Genomic DNA, 20,953 nt, shown 5'->3' with positions numbered 1-20,953 from the left:
GCCATCACGGCCAGGGGCGCTGAATTTGAAACCAGCCTTGCGACGCCATCGAAAGCGATTTAAAGGCCAAATTGCGGCCAATGTAAGAACATAGCGAGCCTGGAAAGCTCCTCATGCCATATGCCGCTGCCACGATAAGTATGCCTTGTCACATAGTCGATCTCCGTTCCCGGCAACTTTGTCAGCCAGATCAAGATATCGCGAACAAGCGTCCTTTGAAGGGTGACGTGCCCCACGCCCGCCGTTGACATCGCCGTCCAGGCATCGTGTCCTTCGAGAACCCAAGGTCTTCCCTTGTGCCTGTAAATTTGCGCTGGTGATTCATCTAACAAGCAATGAAAACTGTCTCGCAGCTGATTAAATCCGTCGTGGGCATTGGCATACCTCAGGGCCACCACTGCAAACGCAGCATAGGAGGCAGCTGCGCTGAAATTGAGCTCTTTCAATCGCTGAGCAAGCACTTCAGCCTCAATCGGGCGTCCATCTTCGATCTTTAACTCCATGCGCCTCATGATTGCAAAAAATAGGCATTGCTCGGCGCGCCACATGGATAAGACGGCGCAGCAGTGACAGTGAGTGGGTGAAACCATCAGGTAATAGCGGCGCTCGCGATTGTCCGGGTCTTGTCCAAAAGCTGGACGTAATGCTCTGGAATGACCACAGATACTGTTTAACAATCGTTGGAAGTAACGCCCTATTGCCTTGATTTCGGCCGCGACGGTTCGAAATCTTCCGATAATTTCGTCAACACTTTGATTGGCTTTGAATGACATGCCTTGACCGTGTCTACTCAACAAGCAAGTAAAGATGCCGGACGGAGCACCGTAACGCGCCAGATTGGGACGCGGATTATTCGCGACCAACAGCATCTCCAGGGTGCGCCTTTTAATGAGATTTCTGTTCTGTGATTGATTGAGTAATTCGAACTCGTATTTGTTCTTGAGTTGCCATTGGAGACAAGCAGATTGAACCTCTTGAGTTGCCGAATTCAATTCGGTGATGATGGGCAAGAGTGATGGGCTTGTCAAAAACAAGCCATCCAGAGACAGGAGTTTTTTGCTAAGCGGGTTGTTGCAGTTCAGGCAATTCAAAGAACCCTCATAAGCAGGGAGCTGGGTGAACCCCCGCATGGGTTTATGGCATTGCCTGCAGACGTCCAACAGCGGCAGTCTATGAAACGGACACACCTGTACACCACATACCTGAAAAAGCGATGAATGAAACCATTGATCCATGCACTCGGGGCAATATCGAATCCGATCCAGTTCACAGATCCAGTCAACATTCATCCCAAACAAGTCGTCCAGGCTTGGCACCCTCAGCATGTCAGGCGTCACGATCGCGCGGTCAAGCTCAACAGGGCCGGTTTTGGTTTTTCGAGAGACTGACTTTCGGGCAGACGCAGTGAACTCTGAGTCTGGCCTTCGCAAGCTCTCTCGTAAGGCGGCCCGCAATGCTTTTGCGCTGGGCCCGTTCAAGTAGGCAAACTTTTGGGCTACCAGCCAGATGCTTTCATGCAACAACCGGGGCGAGCGGTTATCAATCCAATGCGCGCGCAAATCACGTGGGTTTTGCTGATTCACGGACTCACCCCAACATGTCTAAGTTAGCCACCTGCTGAATAGTCGCTGTCCACTGCTCTCTGTTTGATGGCAACAGCGGCTGGGATGCTAGACAGTCGGTTAAAAAATGATGAACGGCATCGGTTATCCAGGTCATTCGGAAGCCGTTACCTTTCGCACCTCCCTGGGCCACTAAATTGAGTGCCTCCCAAAAGGCCACCGTTTCATCTACAAGCCTCCAGCCCGCATCATACGAAGCGTGTGCGAAGAACCGGGAGTAAGACCAATCCTTCTGTTGATCGGGGAAAAACAACTCGTCATCGTATTGGCGCAACAAGTTTCTCAACTCCGCCTGTGTTTTGACGGCGAGGAATGGGTAGTCTTTTACGAAAAAGCGCCCTTTAACTTCCTCGTAATCAGCTTCTTCTGATGACCCTAGAAGTGCCTTGAGCTCTGGTTGTCCGATTAAGACCGTGCAAAGCTGGTAGCCCTCTCTTCGCATCAAATTCCAGATCTCTATCAAGTAGCTGAATTCCTTGATCGTCATGCATTGGGCTTCATCCACGATCAGGAGAACGCTGCGATTACCTCTGTTCATACACTGCGTAATCAAGTACCGGCTAAAGATCTGCTGAAAGGATGCATTTCTGGACGAGGATTGGACGGGAAAGCGCCAACGTTCCAGTTGCCGCATGAAATACTTTTCCTTCCGCTCATTCAAGGCTCTCTCTGCGGACATATAAAGCACAGGTAGATGAGGGGCATCGCGCGACAGTCGTTCAATGATCCGGTAGCAGGCATAGGTTTTCCCGTTGCGCTGTCGTCCCGTGAACACGAGTCCGCTTTTTCGAAGCATTGCCCATTCGAAAATCAGGCCATACGCATGCTCGATAACATCTGTGTCCAACACATAGTTTCGATCCAGCATGGGATGCATTGGGAGCATCGCCTGTCGATCGGATATTCTGGAGATATCGCATTCGACAAAATTCTCTGCGCCTAAGAAGGTAGTCATTGCGGCTCCTTCGGTGATTTGGAGAAAGCCTGTTGCCACTTATGAAGTGAGTGTGGTGGTGTGTATCCCCGTGTATTACCTGGTGCATTCAGCTCAGTTTTTGGTGCGACCATCTGCGCAATAAACTGTTTTTCGTCGGCAAATCTCACCGATTCCAGGAGTCGATTTGATTCCCTCGTGATTTTGTTTTTCCGACCTTTTTCTCTCGCCTTCATGGCAAGGCGTACGTTGTAGGCAGCGACTGGGTCTTGTGATTGATCGAACTTGAGCTCCCCCTCACGGTGAAGCCGGTTAATCTCCGTGCGCATTGATCGGGTGTGTGGAGACATACTCCAATGCCCAATGACACGAAGTGGCAAGTACTCTTCTCCGTTTTCCTTGAAAGCTCTCAGCGTTCGAAAATCACCCCGGACTAGTACAGTGAGTTTTTTTCCAATCATTCCCCACGAGTCGCGGAGAAGATCATTCGTGTAATGAGCCGTATCCAGTTCGATGTACGGACGGCGGCCGTTGGCCGCGCTACCCCTGACTACGCAACTGAAGACCTCCTCCGGTAAGTGGGGTCTTTCCATAAATTCGGCACTCAGTGCAGGAATGACTGACCCGGGGCCGTTGTTCTCATAGTGGCGGCGCAAGCGCTCCAACGGCGTCTTGTTGAAGAGCTCCGCCCTCGGTGTTGCGTTGTAGTTCGCCAATGCGACTTCTACGATCTCTTCGAGTTCATGAAACTCAATTTGGTAGCGAATCGCCTTACCAACAGGATCGCTAACAGCTCGGTCTGCCGGACCGCTTCCGGTAGTGGACGGCAGCTGCCGGAAATGGCGTTTCTGGATTTCCCCGAATACCCTCTCTCCGGTAATTCGGGTGATCCATCGCCTGACTTTCCCGTATTGAACGGCATATCCGGTTTTTTCAACCATGAAGCCCACGACTGAATTGGCATAGTGAGTGAGGTCGTTATCCATTTTCACAAGGCCAATGCGTCTGCCCAAAAAACCGTCAACTACCCCGGATGGGAATCCGGCGCCTTCACGGTACTTAAGGCCGTCGACAGTGAGTTCTTTTGGCGTCCAAGGCCTCAGCAGATGCTCTACAGCCGAAAGCATGTCACCCGCACATATCCGCCGACGGGTCGAAATGAAATACCCAAGCGCAGCACTGCTGTGCTCATCCACAATGAGACAGAGGCTGCAACGTTGAAGCGGTACGTCAACCTCCTCGTCCCCAATGTAGGTCTTTAGAATCCCGATGAACGGAAGAGCTTGCTCGTCATAGCAGACCAGGTCCAAAGGCGCTGCAGCGTTTAGCCAACCAGTTTGCCCCATCCCAGCGATTTGAGCGTCAATTGCTACATCACCGAATCTGGCGCGCATGACTGCGCTATCGCCCTGATTCATTAAGTTTCGTATATAGCGGCAGAGGGAGATGTAGCCACTAGAAGTCGTGTTGAATGGATACTCGTCCGCCTTCACGCCAGTGTCCCGAAGCTCTTGCAACATGGCTTGGTGAATCGTCCTCACATGGAGGCCGGCGGCTTTGAGTGAGCGCCCTGTCCGTCCACCCACAGCCTTTCGAATGATCCGCACTATTTTTGGGTACTCCGCTAGAAGTTTGACAAATGCGCCCGCGCAACCGTACCCATCACTATTGACGTTGATAACCTCCTTTTTACGTTGATAGCTCTTAACGTGTGCTTGGCCTACTAGTGCCCTATAGCCCATCGGCCTGCCATCCGAATGCTCGGCAGTGCAGCGCTGCAGGTAATAAAAAATCTCTTGCCTGGTGACGCCATGAATTTTCTTAATTTGTCCGGGCGTGGAACCATTCAAATACATCTGAAGTGCAGCCCTCAACGTTTCGAATCGTTTTCTTCGTTCAGGAAGAATGAGTGCACTATCAACATCCGGCCATGCGCTTAGCTCCAAGGCCGAGCCAAATTTACTGCGAGGAAAAGTCATTTTTTCCTCCTAAGAGCAAGCGGTGTGCGCCACGTTAAGGGGCCACTTGAAAGGTCGATATCCAGACGTCCACGCTGAAACAGGCGAAAGATGGCCACGAAACTCAGCCGCCATTCGCAACCCATAGCAACGTTCAGTTGCGCTAGGTCAACATGAGGCCGGTCCTTCAGCCACGCGCAAATGGTTTTTTCCAATGGCTCCGTATGGTGACTTTTGGCTTCCCTGAGTGCCCCACCAATCCGCAACCAGTTCATGATTCGGCAGTAGTTCGCCTTTGCATCGGCCTCCGTATAGTGGCGCCACTGGAAGCCGCACTTCCTTGCGGCTTCACGTTGAACTTCCGCCTGGTGTTGTGCGCGCAGGTCTGTATCGATGTCTTTCTGATATTTGACCTCTCGCATCTCCTCCATCCCACTGAAATACGTCACCAGCGCGTCCGGTTTGGAACCTTGGTAGCCTTCAGAACCCAGCTGCGCAATGACGCGATCTGTATTGAGGTTGTAGGTCTTTACTGAGCTGTCGGACTCAAGATCGAGAAAATTTGCAAGCTCCAGGTCACTGACAAGTGTCCAGTTGGATTGGGTCTTTTCCCCGTAGACATAGCAGATGTTGCCGGCGTGCTTGCCGCGCTTTGCAGCCGCCGCACGTACAGCCGAGGCAGGCCGAAGCGGCTTGCGGCCTCTTGCCGAAAGTATTTGTGACGCGTCCATAGCAATGCCACCGATGGCACTTTTGCATCGCGACAACTGCGATCGAAGAAAAAGCTTGAAAAAAAGCCTTCCCCCCGCTATATTTCAAACGTCAATTGAGCAATTGTCGAAATGGAATGCAGAAAGCCGTTTGTGTCGAGCAAGCGGCTTTTCTCTTTTGTAGAGTGCTTTTCGGTGTTTGTTCTCCGTGGTCAAGTTAATAGACCTTCTATTGAGACACGAAATAAAAGCACCGTCAGCAGCTACGCGAGGCATGCGGAGCGTCAAATCTCGACACCTTTTTGACCAAAACCATAAGCTTTGTTGAACAAAGTTTGTGTTCTGTATTTGCTCACCTCTGAAGCCATCGAGGTTTGAGCTTTCCCGCCGCCTTCAAAAAATATTTGCACAATTTCCGAGCCCCGTTGCGCTTGCGCAACGGGAGAATTTCGCCTGTTCACAGGACGTACAGAAGCACTGTGAAAAATGGCGGGACGTATAGAAGTTTGTGAAAAGCCAGGCTCGAAAACGCCGCTACGGACGCGTCGTAGACCATGACATTTCCCAATGACACGCCCTCAAAGGTCTTTGGGCGGCGTACAGAAGGTTATTAAGGCTGCTTTCTGGCTGGCTGGGCGCTGCCTCGCCTGGCCGCACGAATCGCCGCAACCCGCTTACGGATGGAATGCCGGCATGCCAAAACGCCCAGCACGGCGAGAATGAACTGAAACCAGAAAGCGAACCAAAACCAGCCGGGGTCGTCGGCGAGCCGGATGATCCTGGTAGCGCGGCCAAAACGGATCTCCGCGGTCAGCAGCGAGTTCAGGCATGCGTAGCCCAGCCAGAGTACCAATGCAAGCGCGAGCAAATCGCCCAGCATTGCCAGGGACTGCCGCCACCTCACCGGATGCTTACCATTGCCCAGCCGGCCGCTTCTTCCGGATCGCGGTGGCGATCGCTTCGACGGCATCCGGGCGGTTGGCGCGTTCGGCGAACTGCAAGGCGGTCAAGCCTTGCTGGTTCTTGAGCTGGGGGTCGGCGCCTTCCTCCAGCAGCAGCTTGACGGCCGCCGGCGTGCCGTACATGGCGGCCATCATCAGCGGCGTCGTGCCGTTGGGCGACTCGGCGTCGATATAGGCGTTGTTCTCCAGCAGCAGGCTGATGATGGCCATGTTGCCGTTGCTGGCGGCATAGTGCAGCGGCGTCCAGCCGGTCTTGTTGACGTCGGCGCCCTTTTTGATCAGCTTTTCGGCCAGTGCCTCGTGGTTCTTGAGCGCGGCCAGCATCAGGGCGCTTTCGTCCTTGCTGTTGAGGATGTTGACGTCGGTCTTGGGCCAGGCGATCAGCACCTCGGCGACCTTGGGCGAAGGCTCGCGCAAGGCCAGGTACAAGCCGGTCAGGCCCGCCGGGTTCAGGGTGTTGGGGTCAAAACCGCGCCGCAGCAGGTTCTGGATGACGGCGGGATTGTCCTGCCGTATAGCCGCGAAAAAGTCTTCGTAGGAGCCGGCATTCGCTAAAGAAAATCCAGTAATGACAATAAGATAAATTACCTTCTTAAAGTATTGGGTGAGGTTTTTCATCAGGCGTTGACCCCACTGAAAAGCTGCTCGAAATTGCGGCTGGTGGCCTCGGCGATGGTTTGCAGCGGTTGCTGCGTCAGCTCGGCGATCTGCTTGGCCACGAAAGGGACGTAAGACGGGTTGTTGGTTTTTCCGCGGTAGGGCATGGGCGCCAGGTAGGGGCTGTCGGTCTCTATCAGCATGCGGTCCAGCGGCACGAATTGCGCCACTTCGCGCAGATCGGCCGCGTTTTTGAAGGTCAAGATGCCGGAAAACGAGATGTAAAAGCCGAGGTCCAGCGCCGCCCGGGCCACGGCCAGGGTTTCGGTGAAACAGTGGAAAACACCGGTGGCAGCACCGGCCTGCCCCGCGCTACCGCCCTCTTCTTTCAGGATGGCAATCGTGTCGTCGGAGGCGCTGCGGGTGTGGATGACCAGCGGCTTGCCGGTCCGGCGGGCCGCGCGTATATGCACCCGGAAACGCTCGCGCTGCCATTCCATGTCGGCCACGGTGCGCTCGCCCAGGCGGTAGTAGTCCAGCCCGGTTTCGCCTATGCCGACCACCTTGGGCAGCGCGGCGCGCTGCAGCAGGTCGTCCAGGCTGGGCTCGCGCACGTCCTCGTTGTCGGGGTGCACACCCACGGTGGCCCAGAAATTGTCATAACCCGTGGCCAGGCCGTGGACGGTCTCGAACTCTTCCAGCGTGGTGCAGATGCACAGCGCCCGGTCGACCTGGGCGTCCCGCATGGCCTGGCGGATTTGCGGCAGCTGGGCCTGGAGCTCGGGAAAGCTTAGGTGGCAGTGGGAGTCGGTAAACATGGCGCAAGGGCTCTGGAGGGGTGCCCCTGTCCCACTATCTATATAGATACAGGGAAGGACGAGAGGCGAAAGGCATGGAAAGCGGGGCGGCCGGCGTGGCCGCCGCTTCGCTTAAATTAAATCGTCTGGGTGGGCCGGTCGGAGGCCAGGTGCGCGCCCAGGATTTCCTCGATCTTGATCTTGAGCAGGCGGGATTTTTCGTCGGACGGGAAACGCACGCCCACGCCCTGGGTGCGGTTGCCGGCCGCCCTGCCCGGCGTGACCCAGGCCACCTTGCCGGCCACCGGGTAGCGCTGCGTGTCTTCGGGCAGCGTCAGCAGCACGTAGACGTCGTCGCCGAGCTTGTAGTCGCGTGCCGTGGGAATAAAAACGCCGCCTTCCTTGAACAGCGGGATGTAGGCGGCGTACAGCGCCGCTTTTTCCTTGATGGCCAGCTGGACGACGCTGGGCCGGGCGCCGGCGGCTGCGGGGGAACTGGCGGGGGGCGTTGTGCTCATGGCGCTAGTTTATCGGTTTGAAGGCGGCGGTGTCCGCAATTGCGCGATGAATGGCGGGCTTTTTATTTGGCATTGAGCGCCAGCCGGGCGCGGCTGACCAGCGATTCCAGCATCAGGCCCGGGTTGTAGGGATGCTCCACGGTGCGGGCGATGGCCGCCAGCTCGCGCGACCAGCTGACCAGCGCATACAAGCCGCCACCCGCCTTGCCGGCCGCAGCGGACAGGTCGGCGGCACTGAAAAAGCGCGGCGCAGCGCCCATGCGCACGGCCAGCACATCGTGGCAGAGCTTTTGCAGCGCGTCGACCGCCTGCGCCGGCGCCCAGTCCGACAGGGCGCTCACGTCGCCGCGCGCCATGGCCTTGGGCAGGGCCTGCCAGTGCTGGGCCGCTTCGCCGGGCGGTGCATCCTGGGCCCAGGCCAGCGCATCGGCCGGGCGCCCGCCCGAGGCGACCAGCAGGGTTTGCAGGTCGGCCGGTTTGGGCACGGGCGCGGCTTTTTTGGTGCTGCCGCCCTCGCCCGCCTGGCTGGTTTCCCGCTGCAGCCAGCCCAGCGCGAGTTCAAAATCCGGCCAGACCATGGTGTGACCCAGGCAGCGGCTGCGTATGGTGGGCAGCAGCTGGTGCGCCGCATCGGTGGCCAGGATGAATTTGACGGCCCCGGGCGGCTCTTCGAGCGTCTTGAGCAGGGTGTTGGCCGTCACGTTGTTCATGCGCTCGGCCGGGAACACCAGCACCACCTTGGTCGTGCCGCGTGAGCGCGTGAACTGGGTGAAGGACACGGCTTCGCGCGCCGCGTCGACCTTGATTTCCTTGCTGGGCTTGCGTTTTTTGCTGTCGAGTTCGTCCTGGGTTTTTTCGTCCAGCGGCCAGCCCAGTGCCAGCGACAGGGTCTCGGGCATCAGCATGCAGAGGTCGGCATGGGTGTGCACGTCGACCGCATGGCAGCTGCCGCAGTGCCCGCAAGCGCCTCGCGGCGTGGGCTCTTCGCAAAGCCAGGCACGGGCCAGCGCCAGCGCCAGCTCAAACTGGCCCAGGCCGGACGGTCCGCTGAGCAGCCAGGCGTGGCCGCGCTGGACCAGCAGGCTTTCGAGCTGGGTCTGCAGCCAGGGCGCCAGCGGCGGGTTGTTGGATACGGCTGGGCCGTCCACGGTTTCGGTGTCGCTCATGGCAGCCAGCCCTTGTCCATAAACACCTGGCGCACCGCCTGCCAGACTTCGTCGCGGGACTTGGCGGCGTCTATGCGGGCAAAACGCTCGGGGTGGTTTTTCTGCCGGTCGGCATAACCCTGCGCCACACGGCGGAAAAACTCCAGCGGCTGGGCTTCAAACTTGTCGGGCACGCGCGCGCCGGCCAGGCGCTGCGCGGCTTCCTCGGGCGCCAGGTCGAACCAGACCGTCAGGTGCGGCTCGATCACGGTTTCGACGCCGGGCTTCATGGGCGTGTTGCCGGCCGGGTCGCCCAGCAGGCCTTCGTCGGACTGCACCCATTGCTCCAGCGTGGCCAGCAGCTTGAGGTCAAAGCCGCGGCCCGCGCCCTGGTAGGCAAAGGTGGCGTCGGTGAAACGGTCGCACAGCACCACATCGCCGCGCAGCAGCGCCGGGGCGATCACATTGACGATGTGGTCGCGCCGGGCCGCGAAGATCAGCAAGGCCTCTGTTAGCGGGTCCATGGCGTCGTTAAGCACCATGGCACGCAGCTTTTCGGCCAGCGGCGTGCCGCCGGGCTCGCGCGTCAGCGTCACCGCCCTGCCCTGGTCTTTAAAAGCCTCGGCCAGGCCGGCGATGTGCGTGGACTTGCCGGCGCCGTCTATGCCTTCGAAGCTGATGAAAAGGCCATGCACGGGATGTTTCGAATGCATGGCTACTGACCCCGGATGTATTTGTTGACGGCGCGGTTGTGCTCATCGAGGCTGCTGCTGAACTGGCTGCTGCCGTCGCCGCGCGCCACAAAATAGATGGCCTTGGTGGGCGCCGGCTGCACCGCCGCGAGCAGCGCGGCCCGGCCCGGCATGGCGATAGGCGTGGGCGGCAGGCCGGCGCGGGTGTAGGTGTTGTAAGGGGTGTCGGCCAGCAGGTCGCGCTTGCGCAGGTTGCCGTCGAACTTGCTGCCCAGCCCGTAGATCACCGTCGGGTCGGTTTGCAGCAGCATGCCCAGGCGCAGCCGGTTGCTGAAAACGCCGCCTATCTGCGGCCGGTCCGAGGGCTTGCCGGTCTCTTTTTCGACAATGCTGGCCAGGATCAGTGCCTCATCCGCAGTTTTGAGCGGGGTGTCCGGGTTGCGCAGCGACCAGGCGGCGTCCAGGCGCTTGTCCATGGCGCGCGCCGCGCGCTTGAGCACGGCCAGGTCGCTGGAGCCCTTGGCATAGGTGTAGGTGTCGGGGAAAAAGCGGCCTTCGGGGTGCACGCCCGGCTTGCCCAGTTTTTCCATGATGGCTTCGGGCGCCAGGTTCAGCGTGTCGGGCGAGAGCTGCTCGGCTTTTTGCAGGGCCGCGCGCACCTGGTTGAAGGTCCAGCCTTCGACCAGCGTCACGCTTTTGAGGGCTTGATCACCCCGCACCAGCATGCTGAGCAGCTTTTGCGGCGTGGTGCCGGGCGCCAGTTCATAGCTGCCGGCCTTGATCAGCCGACCCTGACCCGAAAAGCGAAACCAGGCATGGAGCAAGACCGCCGGCACGTCTGCGCCGCTGGCGACTATGACGTCGGCGACGCCGCTGGCGGGCGTGCCGGGCTCGATTTCCAGGTCCACCACCTGGCTGCCGGGCGCCAGGCGCAGCGGAATCGGCTCGTGCAGCCACCACAAGCCCGCACCGAACAACAGCAGGGCGCCGGTAAATACCAGGATCAACAGACTTGTAAAGACACGACGCACAACCCAACTACCTTTTCTGTACAGAACGCAAAAGCTCAGGCCTATGATAATTCAGCCCATCTCCCCACCGACCGTGAAGACCCCCATGACCCTGCCCAGCACCGCCCACCCGATTTCCGGCACCACCGAACTGACGCACCTGGGCGTCATCCGCGTCACGGGCGACGACGCCGTCACCTTTTTGCAGGGCCAGCTCACGCAGGACGTGGCGCTGATGGGTAACAACGAGGCACGCCTGGCCGCTTTTTGCAATGCCAAGGGCCGCATGCAGGCCAGCTTTGTGGTCTTCAAGCGCGGCGCGGACCTGCTCATGGTCTGCAGCCGCGACATCCTGCCCGCCACGCTCAAGCGCCTGTCCATGTTTGTGCTGCGCGCCAAGGCCAAACTGAGCGATGCCAGCGCGGAGTTCGCCCTGTACGGTGTCGCCGGCGCCGCCGTGGCGCAGCTTGCGGGCCGCGCCGGCGCCCTCTGGGAAAAAACCGAAATCGGCGAGGCCAGCCTGGTGTTTTTGCATCCCGGCGCCGGCCAGGCGCGCGCCCTGTGCTGCGTGCCGGCCGGCTCGCCCGCGCCCCAGGGCTCGCCCATCAGCCTGTCCGACTGGCAATGGCTGGGTGTGCGCTCCGGCATTGCGATGATCACCCAGCCCATCTTCGAGGCCTTTGTGCCGCAGATGCTCAATTACGAATCCGTGGGCGGCGTGAACTTCAAGAAAGGCTGCTACCCCGGCCAGGAAATCGTGGCGCGCAGCCAGTTCCGCGGCACGCTCAAACGGCGCGCTTATGTGGCCCACACCGCCGGAACGCCTGCGGTTGGCCAGGAGGTGTTCCACGCCTCCGATGCCTCCCAGCCATGCGGCCTGGTCGCCGCTGCCGCCCCCAACCCGGCCGGCGGTTTTGACGCCATTGTGTCCATGCAGACCTCCGCGGCGGCTGACGCGGCCGACGGTCGCCTGACTTTGGGAAGCGCTTCTGGTGAAGCCCTGACGCTGCTCCCCCTGCCCTACGCGCTGCTAGAAGACATTTAACGATGTGTCTGGTGGCTTTCGCCATAGGCGCTTCCGCACGCTGGCCGCTGCTGATCGCGGCCAACCGCGATGAATTCCTGGAGCGGCCCACCCTGCCCCTGGCGCGCTGGAACACCGCGTCCGGCCAGGAAATCATCTCGGGCCGCGACTTGCGCGCCGGCGGCACCTGGATGGGCATCACGCCCGCCGGCCGTATCGCTTTTTTGACCAATGTGCGCGAGGCCCAGCCCGAGGCCGCGCCGCGCTCGCGCGGGGAGCTGGTCACGCGCTGGCTCGAAAGCGCCGGTGACGCGGCGAGTTTTGTGGCGGCGCTCGAAGATAAAGGCGCGGCCTTTGGCGGCTTTAACCTGGTGCTGGGCGACTTGCGGCAAAAGGCCTGGACCTGGGTCACCAACAAATATGAAGGCGCGCCGGCCTTGCATGCCCAGGCTTTGGCGCCCGGCCTCTACGGCCTGTCCAACGCCGGGCTGGACACACCCTGGCCCAAAACCCTGGAACTCAAGCGCGTGCTGGCGGCCGCCTTGCAAAGCGGCGACGGCCCTGAGGGCCTGCAAAAGTTATGGACGGCGCTGGACAGCCGGCAGCGCGCCTTGCCCGCGGAGCTTCCGCATACCGGCGTGCCGCCCGAGCTTGAAGAAGCGCTCTCCAGCGCCTTTGTGGAAGTGCCGGGGCGCGGCTACGGCACGCGCTGCAGCACGGTGCTGCTGGCGACGGCCTCCGGCAGCGACTGGGATGTTGAACTGGAAGAGCGCACCCATGGCCGCGAAGGCCCGGCCGCCGTAGTGGTGCACCGCGAGCAATTCAGCATCAAGGCGCCTTGACCATCTCGATGTGCGGAATGCCGGCTTCCTCAAAGGGCTCGCCGCGCGGTGTAAAACCCAGGCGCTGGTAAAAACCCTCGGCGCTGCGCTGGGCATAGAGCATCACTTCGCGGTCGCCGCGTTCGCGCGCCGCATCCATCAGCGCCCGCAAGACGTCGCTGCCCACGCGCGAGCCGCGCAGCGCATGGTGCACCGCCATGCGGCCTATCTTGCTCACGCCCTCGGCCTGGCGCACCAGCCGACCGGTCGCGATGCCCTGCCCCAGGCCGTTGTAGGCCACGGCATGCAGGGCCGTGCTGTCGGCCTCGTCCCATTCCATCTCCATGGGAATGCCCTGCTCCAGCACAAAGACCGCCGTGCGCACCTTGCCGGCGTCGGCACCCAGCGCGGCCCAGCCGCCGGTCTTCAGCTGCAGCATGGCTTCGCCGGCTTCATACGCCGTCAGCACGCGGCGCAAGGCCTCGGGCACCGGTTTGGAGGTCTGCGAGGCCGGGTCGGCAAACACATAAACCAGCTCGCAGCTGATCAGCAGCGCGTCGCCGCGAAAGATCGCGCCCGTAAACGCCATCGACGAATTGCCGATGCGCGCGCACTTGAGCGCCACGTCGAGCCGCTCGTCAAAACGCGCCGAGCCGTGGTACTCCACGGTGGCCTTCTTGACGTAGAGGTCGCCGTCCAGCTGCACCATGGCTTCCTCATACGGCAAGGCCAGCGCGCGCCAGTAGTCGGTGATGGCCGTGTCGAAATACATCAGGTAGTGCGCGTTGAACACGATTTTTTGCATGTCCACCTCGGCCCAGCGCACGCGCAGGCGGTGGAAAAAGCGGAAGTCCTGTCGTTTCATCCGTTTCGTCTCCTTATCCGTCCAGCCCGAAGGCACCGCGCAGCGCGGCCGCCGCATCGGCATGGGCGCGCCTGGCCTCGGGAATGATGCGGCCCATCTTGATGAATTCATGGGTCACGCCGCGGTAAATCTCCAGATCCACCGCCACGCCGGCCGCGCGCAGCTTGTCGGCATACATCACGCCCTCGTCCACCAGTGGGTCGCATTCGGCCAATCCCACCCAGGCCGGCGCCACGCCGTCCACGTCGGGCGCGTTCAGCGGCGCAAAACGCCAGTCATCACGGTCCGCCGGGCCGTGCACATACTGGCTGAAGAACCAGCTGATGTCGGCTTCGCTGAGCACAAAACCCTCGGCAAAGGTCTTGTGCGACGCCGTGTCCTGGTGGGCAGTGCAGCCCGGGTAAATCAGGAGTTGCAGGGCCAGCGGCAGGCCGGCGTCGCGCGCCAGGACCGCGCACATGGCGGCCAGCGTGCCGCCCGCACTGTCGCCGCCCACGGCCAGGCGCGACGCATCCAGTCCCCGCGAAGCGGCGTTGGCGGCCAGCCACGGCAATGCATCCCAAGCGTCGTTGGCCGCTGTCGGGAATTTGTGCGCGGGCGCCAGGCGGTAGTCCAGCGAGACCACGGCAATGCCGGCCAGCAGGCTCAATTGGCGGCACAGGATGTCGTGCGTGGCGACGCTGCCCACCGTGAAACCACCGCCGTGGAAAAACAGCAGCACCGGCAGCGCCTGGTCCGACGGCGCGTACAGCCGCGCGCCCAGCAGCTCGCCGTCGCGCGCGGGGATCTGTAAATCCTCCACCCGGGCCAGCGCCGGTTTGGGGATCTCGAGCACGCCAGCGCCGGCCGCGTAGGCGGCGCGCGCCTGGTCGGGCGTCAGGGTGTGAAAGGCCGGGCGATTGGCGCGCGCGATGCGGCTCAGCACGTCGCGCATGGCGGGGGTCAACAGGGTTTGCGGATTCGGCGGCATCAGTGAAGGCGTGGGGCGGCGGCGCGGGCGCTATCACCCAGGTGACGGGAATAGGAGTCGGTGTGCGGGGTATCCAGGCAGAAGGCCTTGAAAGCCATTAAAGTCAGCGCAAGGACCCGCATAGCCCCACATCGTACAACGCAGAAAGACAGCCCGCATGGCCTTCATTTATTACGTCACCCAGATCCAGTTCGAGTTCGGCGCCGTGAAGCTGCTCAAGCAGGAATGCGAACGCGTGGGCATCACACGCCCGCTGATCGTGACCGACCCCGGCGTCAAGGCGGCCGGCATTTTGCAAAAAGCGCTGGACGCCCTGCCCGGCCTGCAGGTCACGGTGTTCGACCAGACACCTTCCAACCCAACCGAGGCCGCGGTGCGTGCCGCCGCCGAGCTCTACAAGGCCAGCGGCTGCGACGGCCTGGTCGCCGTGGGCGGCGGCTCGGCCATCGACTGCGCCAAGGGTGTGGCGATTGCCGCCACGCATGAAGGCCCGCTCACCACCTACGCCACCATAGAAGGCGGTTCCCTCAAGATTACCGACCGTGCCGCGCCGCTGATCGCCGTGCCCACCACCAGCGGCACCGGCAGCGAAGTCGCGCGCGGCGCCATCATCATCGTCGACGACCACCGCAAGCTGGGTTTCCATTCCTGGCACCTGGTGCCCAAGACTGCGATTTGCGACCCCGAGCTCACGCTGGGCCTGCCCGCCAAACTGACGGCCGCCACCGGCATGGACGCCATCGCGCATTGCATGGAAACCTTTATGTCGGCCGCCTTCAACCCGCCGGCCGACGGCATTGCGCTGGACGGCCTGGAGCGCGGCTGGGCGCACATCGAGCGCGCCACGCGCGACGGCAGCGACCGCGAAGCGCGCTTCAACCTGATGAGCGCATCGATGCAGGGCGCCATGGCCTTCCAGAAAGGCCTGGGCTGCGTTCACTCCTTAAGCCACAGCCTGGGCGGCGTGGACCCGCGCCTGCACCACGGCACGCTGAACGCGATGTTCCTGCCGGCCGTGGTGCGTTTTAACGCCGGGGCCGAGTCGGTGCAAAAAGACAAGCGCCTGGACCGCATGGCCCGCGCCATGGGCCTGGCCTCGGGCGGCGACATCGCCGAGGCGATACGCGACATGAACGCCCGGCTGGGCCTGCCAACCGGGCTGGCGGCCATGGGTGTTGAGCGCGGGCAGTTCGGGCAGATCATCACCGGCGCGCTGGCCGACCACTGCCACAAGACCAACCCACGCATTGCCAGCGCCGGCGAATACGAAGAGATGCTGGCGGCCTCGCTCTAGCGGCCTGCCCGGCCGGCACGCCTCGCGATGAAACCGACGAGGAGCGGAAAATCCGGAATATGGTTACGTTTCATAACCATAAACGGGCGACTTGGCAAGAGTCTATTTACTTATTATTTATAACCAAAATCCCGTTACGCTTCGGGTTGTGGTTAACGATTTCCGCGCAACCGGCCGCTGGCGGGTTGCTGGCGCACGGCCCTGCGGGGGCGCCAGGTCGCTGAGCACGCCAGATCAACAACATCAGGAGACATCATGAAGACCCAATTGTTCGCACTTTCGGTGCTGTCGGCCGCCAGCTGCGCGGTGCAAGCCCAGAGCTCCGTCACGGTGTATGGCGCGCTCGATTCCTACCTCGAGCTGGCCTCCGCAGGCAACGGCACGGTGACGCGCATCTCCAGCGGCGGCGCCATGGGCTCGCGCTTCGGCTTTCGCGGCACGGAAGACCTGGGCAGCGGCCTGAAGGCGAACTTCGTCCTGGAAGCCGGCATCTTGATGGACACGGGCGCCAGCACCGGCACCGCCACCATCCCGACCAGCACCGTCCCGACGGGCGCCGCCTATATGTTCCAGCGCCTGGCGACGGTGGGGCTGAGCGGCGACTTCGGCGCCGTCAACATAGGCCGGCAATACACGCCGCACTTCGGCACCATGGCGGCTTTTGACCCGGCCGGGTTCACCATGTCGGGCGCCTTGAATTACTATGCCGGCCCCGGCGTGGGCATCAACGGCGGCTCGCTGGCCGATGCCACCACGCGCCGCGACAACTCCATCCAGTACACCACGCCGACCTGGGGCGGCTTCAAGGCCAATCTGTTCTACGCCTTCGGTGAATCGAACGGCGCGGGCGGCCAGCCCAAATCCACCGGCAACACGCTCAACATCGCCGCCGGCTATAGCAGCAGCACGCTGTCGGCGCAAGCGAGCTACATGACGGAAAAAACCATTTACCTGGTCGGCAACACCGACAAGTACACAGTCCTGGCGGCGTCCTACGATTTCGGGGCGATCAAGCCTTCGGCCATTTTTGTGCGCCGCCGCGGCGACATGGCCGGCGCGCCCTCCCTCGACGCTTACCAGATCGGCGCCTCGGCCCCCGTGGGCGTCGGCAAGCTGATCGCCACCTACGGCCAGCTCAAAAACAAGACCACGGCGAATTCGGACTCCAAGGCCATTGGCGTGCGCTACGACTACCCGCTGTCCAAGCGCACCACGATTTACGGCGGCGCGACCAGGATCAGCAACCAGGCAGCGGCTGGCTACACCATCAGCGGCGGCGGCGGCAGCTCGCCAGGCCTGGCGCTCTCGGCCGTCGGCCAAAGCCCGAAATCGGTGTACGCGGGTATCGCGCATATGTTCTAAGCAGGATCAAAGCGCGCCCAGCTGTCCCAGGTCGGGCCGCGCCAGCCATTCCTGCCATTCCTCGGCCAGCTGCGCGCTGGCCGCGGTGGCCGCGCTCCAGGCCTTCACTCTGGCCTGCATATCCGGCCCGTAGCGCACAAAGTCCTGGCGGTCGGGCAGCTTGGCATTGGGCAGGGTTTTGACCCAGTCCGGGTCGGGCGCCAACAACACCATGTTGTCCAGGAAGTGGGTGGCCTTGTGGCGCCACTTGAGGCCTTTGTCCAGCCAGCCGGGCACCACCGATTTCTGGAAGTGCGGATACAGCACCAAGCACGCGCCGCCCGCCGCATCCTTGGCGCCGTAGTTCAGGTGCAGGTGGTAATCGGTGATGCCGCCATCCCAGTAAGCGCCGGGCGGCCCGCCCGGCACGTTGTGCACCGAACGCAGCACAAAGGGAATCGAGCAGCTGGCCTGCAGCGCGGGCTGGAAGTTGTCCTCGCTGAGGTCGACCTGGCGCGTGCGGTAGTCGCCGGTGGCGAAAGGCAGTTTCACACCGGGCGTGGAAAACACCACGCGCTCCAACCAGGCGCCCATGGCCTTGCGGTGCAGGCTGTTGGTCAAAAAGGCGCCCAGGTAGCCCAGCGGCGTGGCCAGCTTGTGCTCACGGCCCAGCATGTGGCGCCCGCGCGAGGTCACGATGTGCAGCTTGTAGCGCGGGTGTTGCAGCACTTCGTGCACACGGCCGCCGTAAAACGCCTTGAGGCTCTCGCCGAACTGCTCGCTCACCCTGTCCGCGGTCGGGCGCTTCTGGCCGGGCTGCAGTTCGTAATGCTGGTGGATGTAGTCGTCTTCCAGCCGCAAGAAACCTGCCGCCGGATCCTTGAGGCAAGCCGTGGCCATGCGCCAGGCGCCTATCGAGGCGCCCACCAGGTGCACCGGATGGTCGGTCTGCGCCAGCCACTCGCCAAAGATAAAGCGGTCCAGCGCGCCCAGGATCAGGCCCTTGGGGCCGCCGGCCGCGCCCGGCACCACGCCGATGTCCTTGGCCTGCAAGCCGTTTTGTTCAATGTGCCGGCGCGCCTTGGGGCCGGCGTAGATGCGAAGGGCTTTCATGGAAGAGGGTCGGTAGGGCTGCAGGCGTATTGGAGCACCAGGCGTGGATGCGCGGCTGTCCTTTGCGGGACGGCCGCGCCCTGCCCGCCTATTTCTTGAGCGCCGCCAGCTTGCTGAAGGCCGATTCCATGGCCGTGGCGGCCGCCGGTTGCGACGCGCCGCTGCGCCCGCCGCCGTAATTGCCACCGTAATTGCCGCCACGGCCCTGCCCGCCGGGCCGCGCGCTTTCAAAGCGATTGTCGCGCGGGCCGTCCCTGCGCGCCGGCGCGGCGTCCAGCTTCATGGTCAGGCCTATGCGCTTGCGCGCCACGTCGACCTCGGTCACGCGCACTTTGACGATGTCGCCGGTCTTGACGACCTCGCGCGCGTCATTGACGAACTTGTTGGCGAGCTGGCTCACATGGACCAGGCCGTCCTGGTGCACGCCGATATCGACAAAGGCGCCAAAAGCTGCGACGTTGCTGACCGTGCCTTCCAGCGTCATGCCTTCCTTGAGGTCCTTGATGTCTTCCACGCCCTCGTTAAAGCGCGCCACCTTGAAGTCGGGGCGCGGGTCGCGGCCGGGTTTTTCGAGTTCGGTCAGGATGTCCTTGACGGTGATCACGCCGAACTGCTCGTTCGCGAACAACTCGGGCTTCAGGGTCTTGAGCATCTCAGCCCGGCCCATGAGTTCGGCCACCGGCCTGCCGGTGTGGGCCATGATTTTTTCGACCACCGGGTAGGTTTCGGGGTGCACACCCGTCATGTCCAGCGGGTTGCTGCTGGTGCGCAGGCGCAAAAAGCCCGCGCTCTGTTCAAAGGTCTTGGCACCCAGGCCGGTCACCTTGAGCAAATCAGCGCGCGAGGCGAAAGCGCCGTTGGCGTCGCGCCAGCGCACCACCGATTTGGCCACGGTTTGCGACAGGCCCGAGACGCGTGCCAGCAAAGGCACGCTGGCGGTGTTCAGGTCCACGCCCACGCTGTTCACGCAGTCCTCGACCACGGTGTCCAGGCTGCGCGCCAGGTCGCTCTGGTTCACGTCGTGCTGGTACTGGCCCACGCCTATCGACTTGGGGTCAATCTTGACGAGTTCGGCGAGCGGGTCCTGCAGGCGGCGCGCGATGCTGGCCGCGCCGCGCAGGCTCACGTCCACGTCGGGCATTTCCTGCGAGGCAAATTCGCTGGCCGAGTAGACCGAGGCGCCGGCCTCGCTGACCACGACTTTTTCAATGACCTGTTCCACCTTGGCCATGCCCTTGATCAGGTCGGCGGCGAGCTTGTCGGTTTCGCGGCTGGCCGTGCCGTTGCCGATGGCGATCAGGTTCACGCCATGTTTTTCGCAAAGCTTGGCCAGGGTGTGCAGCGAACCGTCCCAGTCCTTGCGCGGCTCGTGCGGGTAGACGGTGGCGGTCTCCACCAGCTTGCCGGTGGCGTCGACCACCGCCACCTTGACGCCGGTGCGTATACCCGGGTCCAGGCCCATCACCACACGCGGGCCGGCGGGCGCGGCAAGCAGCAGGTCGCGCAGGTTGTCGGCAAACACCTTGATGGCGACTTTTTCGGCTTCCTCGCGCAGGCGGGTGAACAGGTCGCGCTCCAGCGACATGCTGAGCTTGACGCGCCAGGTCCAGGCCACGGCCTTGCGGATCAGGTCGTCGGCCGGGCGCGCCTTGTGGCTCCAGCCCAGGTGCAGCGCGATCTTGCCTTCGGCGATGCTGGGTTTGCCCGGCTCGGCCTGCTCGGGCAGCAGCAGCTTGGCGTCCAGGATCTCCAGCGTGCGGCCGCGGAACACCGCCAGCGCGCGGTGCGAAGGCACGCGGCCAATCGGCTCGTCATACTCGAAGTAGTCGCGGAATTTGCTGTTGTCGGCATTGTTCTCGTCCTTGCCGGCCACCAGCTTGGAACTGAACAGCCCTTCGCTCCACAGCCAGTTGCGCAGCGACTGCACCAGGCCCGCATCCTCGGCCCAGCGCTCGGAAAGAATGTCGCGCACGCCGTCCAGCACCGCCTGCACGGTGGTGAAGTCGTCGCCGCTTTCGTTTTTCTCGGCCTTCACAAAGGCCGCGGCCTCGTCGGCCGGCGCCAGCGAGGGGTCGGCAAACAGCTTGTCGGCCAGCGGCTCTATGCCGGCCTCACGCGCGATCTGGCCCTTGGTGCGGCGCTTGGGCTTGAAGGGCAGGTACAGGTCTTCCAGGTCCTGCTTGGTGGCGGCAAATTCAATGGCCGCGCGCAACTCGGGTGTGAGCTTGCCCTGCTCTTCGATGCTTTTGAGCACCGCCTCGCGGCGCTCTTCGAGCTCGCGCAGGTAACCCAGCCGGTATTCAAGTTCGCGCAGCTGGATGTCGTCCAGCCCGCCGGTGGCCTCCTTGCGGTAGCGCGCGATAAAGGGAACGGTGGCGCCGCCGTCGAGCAGCTCCACGGCTGCCTTGATCTGGTGTTCCTGGACTTTGATTTCTGCCGCGATCTGGCGGATGATTTTTTGCATATCGGAAAAAAGTGGCTGGAAAGGCTGAAGGGGATGAAACGGACAAACGGGATTGGGTGGCCGCAAGCGCGCTACTCGCGAACCCACAAACTGACGCCAAGGGTCGGCATTGTCCC

19 protein-coding genes are annotated in these 20,953 nt (G+C 62.1%); 4 read left to right on the top strand and 15 right to left on the bottom strand.

Annotation, left to right across the window (positions count from 1 at the left end):
- Positions 1-59 precede the first annotated feature (59 nt).
- The 11 genes from BLQ85_RS24045 to mltG form a co-directional block, all read right to left on the bottom strand.
- Complete coding sequence (locus tag BLQ85_RS24045; RefSeq protein WP_139200847.1) at positions 60-1,583, bottom strand: hypothetical protein; 1,524 nt, start codon at positions 1,581-1,583, stop codon at positions 60-62.
- Between the two features lie 4 nt (positions 1,584-1,587).
- A complete protein-coding gene (locus BLQ85_RS01520) occupies positions 1,588-2,577 on the bottom strand; it encodes an ATP-binding protein (protein WP_074574288.1) in 990 nt (329 codons plus the stop codon).
- Complete coding sequence (locus BLQ85_RS01515; protein WP_139200846.1) at positions 2,574-4,535, bottom strand: hypothetical protein; 1,962 nt, start codon at positions 4,533-4,535, stop codon at positions 2,574-2,576. The genes BLQ85_RS01520 and BLQ85_RS01515 overlap by 4 nt, the downstream gene beginning before the upstream one ends.
- The gene (locus BLQ85_RS01510) at positions 4,532-5,245 is read right to left on the bottom strand and encodes a PDDEXK family nuclease (protein ID WP_074574286.1); all 714 of its coding nucleotides are present in this window, start codon (positions 5,243-5,245) and stop codon (positions 4,532-4,534) included. Before BLQ85_RS01510 ends, BLQ85_RS01515 begins: the two co-directional genes overlap by 4 nt.
- A gap of 589 nt (positions 5,246-5,834) precedes the next feature.
- Positions 5,835-6,104: a hypothetical protein gene (locus tag BLQ85_RS01505; protein ID WP_074574285.1), complete on the bottom strand. Its 270-nt coding sequence runs from the start codon at positions 6,102-6,104 to the stop codon at positions 5,835-5,837.
- 31 nt (positions 6,105-6,135) lie between these two features.
- The gene (locus tag BLQ85_RS01500; RefSeq protein ID WP_074574284.1) at positions 6,136-6,804 is read right to left on the bottom strand and encodes an ankyrin repeat domain-containing protein; all 669 of its coding nucleotides are present in this window, start codon (positions 6,802-6,804) and stop codon (positions 6,136-6,138) included.
- Positions 6,804-7,601, bottom strand: coding sequence for a TatD family hydrolase (locus tag BLQ85_RS01495; RefSeq protein ID WP_074574283.1), 798 nt, complete (start codon positions 7,599-7,601; stop codon positions 6,804-6,806). The genes BLQ85_RS01500 and BLQ85_RS01495 overlap by 1 nt, the downstream gene beginning before the upstream one ends.
- Positions 7,602-7,717: 116 nt before the next feature.
- A complete protein-coding gene (locus tag BLQ85_RS01490) occupies positions 7,718-8,098 on the bottom strand; it encodes a PilZ domain-containing protein (protein WP_007874426.1) in 381 nt (126 codons plus the stop codon).
- A gap of 62 nt (positions 8,099-8,160) precedes the next feature.
- Positions 8,161-9,264: a DNA polymerase III subunit delta' gene (locus BLQ85_RS01485; protein WP_074574282.1), complete on the bottom strand. Its 1,104-nt coding sequence runs from the start codon at positions 9,262-9,264 to the stop codon at positions 8,161-8,163.
- The gene (tmk, locus tag BLQ85_RS01480; RefSeq protein ID WP_074574281.1) at positions 9,261-9,956 is read right to left on the bottom strand and encodes a dTMP kinase; all 696 of its coding nucleotides are present in this window, start codon (positions 9,954-9,956) and stop codon (positions 9,261-9,263) included. The genes BLQ85_RS01485 and tmk overlap by 4 nt, the downstream gene beginning before the upstream one ends.
- 2 nt (positions 9,957-9,958) lie before the next feature.
- Positions 9,959-10,966, bottom strand: a complete 1,008-nt coding sequence (mltG, locus tag BLQ85_RS01475; RefSeq protein WP_074574280.1) for an endolytic transglycosylase MltG — start codon at positions 10,964-10,966, stop codon at positions 9,959-9,961.
- An 85-nt stretch (positions 10,967-11,051) separates the two neighbouring features.
- Here mltG and BLQ85_RS01470 point away from each other — a divergent pair, with 85 nt between their 5' ends.
- Complete coding sequence (locus tag BLQ85_RS01470) at positions 11,052-11,990, top strand: CAF17-like 4Fe-4S cluster assembly/insertion protein YgfZ (RefSeq protein ID WP_074574279.1); 939 nt, start codon at positions 11,052-11,054, stop codon at positions 11,988-11,990.
- 2 nt (positions 11,991-11,992) lie between these two features.
- Entirely contained in the window at positions 11,993-12,811 is an 819-nt protein-coding gene (locus BLQ85_RS01465; protein WP_074574278.1) for an NRDE family protein, read from the top strand.
- On the opposite strand, the gene BLQ85_RS01460 is transcribed toward BLQ85_RS01465, so the two are convergent.
- Entirely contained in the window at positions 12,798-13,655 is an 858-nt protein-coding gene (locus BLQ85_RS01460; RefSeq protein ID WP_074574277.1) for a YbgC/FadM family acyl-CoA thioesterase, read from the bottom strand. The genes BLQ85_RS01465 and BLQ85_RS01460 overlap by 14 nt on opposite strands.
- Positions 13,656-13,668: 13 nt before the next feature.
- On the bottom strand, positions 13,669-14,625 hold the full coding sequence (locus tag BLQ85_RS01455; RefSeq protein WP_074574276.1) for an alpha/beta hydrolase: 957 nt from the start codon (positions 14,623-14,625) through the stop codon (positions 13,669-13,671).
- Positions 14,626-14,782: 157 nt separating this feature from the next.
- Between BLQ85_RS01455 and BLQ85_RS01450 the strand changes: the two genes are divergently transcribed.
- Positions 14,783-15,919, top strand: coding sequence for an iron-containing alcohol dehydrogenase (locus tag BLQ85_RS01450; RefSeq protein ID WP_074574275.1), 1,137 nt, complete (start codon positions 14,783-14,785; stop codon positions 15,917-15,919).
- A gap of 255 nt (positions 15,920-16,174) precedes the next feature.
- Positions 16,175-17,281 carry a porin gene (locus BLQ85_RS01445; RefSeq protein ID WP_074574274.1) on the top strand — a complete coding sequence of 369 codons (1,107 nt, stop codon included), beginning with the start codon at positions 16,175-16,177 and terminating at the stop codon, positions 17,279-17,281.
- A gap of 6 nt (positions 17,282-17,287) precedes the next feature.
- Here BLQ85_RS01445 and BLQ85_RS01440 read toward each other — a convergent pair whose 3' ends face one another.
- Together BLQ85_RS01440 and BLQ85_RS01435 are read right to left on the bottom strand one after the other, a co-directional pair.
- Positions 17,288-18,373 carry a patatin-like phospholipase family protein gene (locus tag BLQ85_RS01440; RefSeq protein WP_074574273.1) on the bottom strand — a complete coding sequence of 362 codons (1,086 nt, stop codon included), beginning with the start codon at positions 18,371-18,373 and terminating at the stop codon, positions 17,288-17,290.
- A gap of 88 nt (positions 18,374-18,461) precedes the next feature.
- Entirely contained in the window at positions 18,462-20,837 is a 2,376-nt protein-coding gene (locus BLQ85_RS01435) for a Tex family protein (protein WP_074574272.1), read from the bottom strand.
- Between the last annotated feature and the right edge of the window lie 116 nt (positions 20,838-20,953).

It is taken from the genome of Polaromonas sp. JS666 (genome assembly GCF_900103405.1).
GTDB lineage: Bacteria > Pseudomonadota > Gammaproteobacteria > Burkholderiales > Burkholderiaceae_C > Polaromonas.
This window is presented reverse-complemented; position numbering and strand designations above follow the sequence as displayed.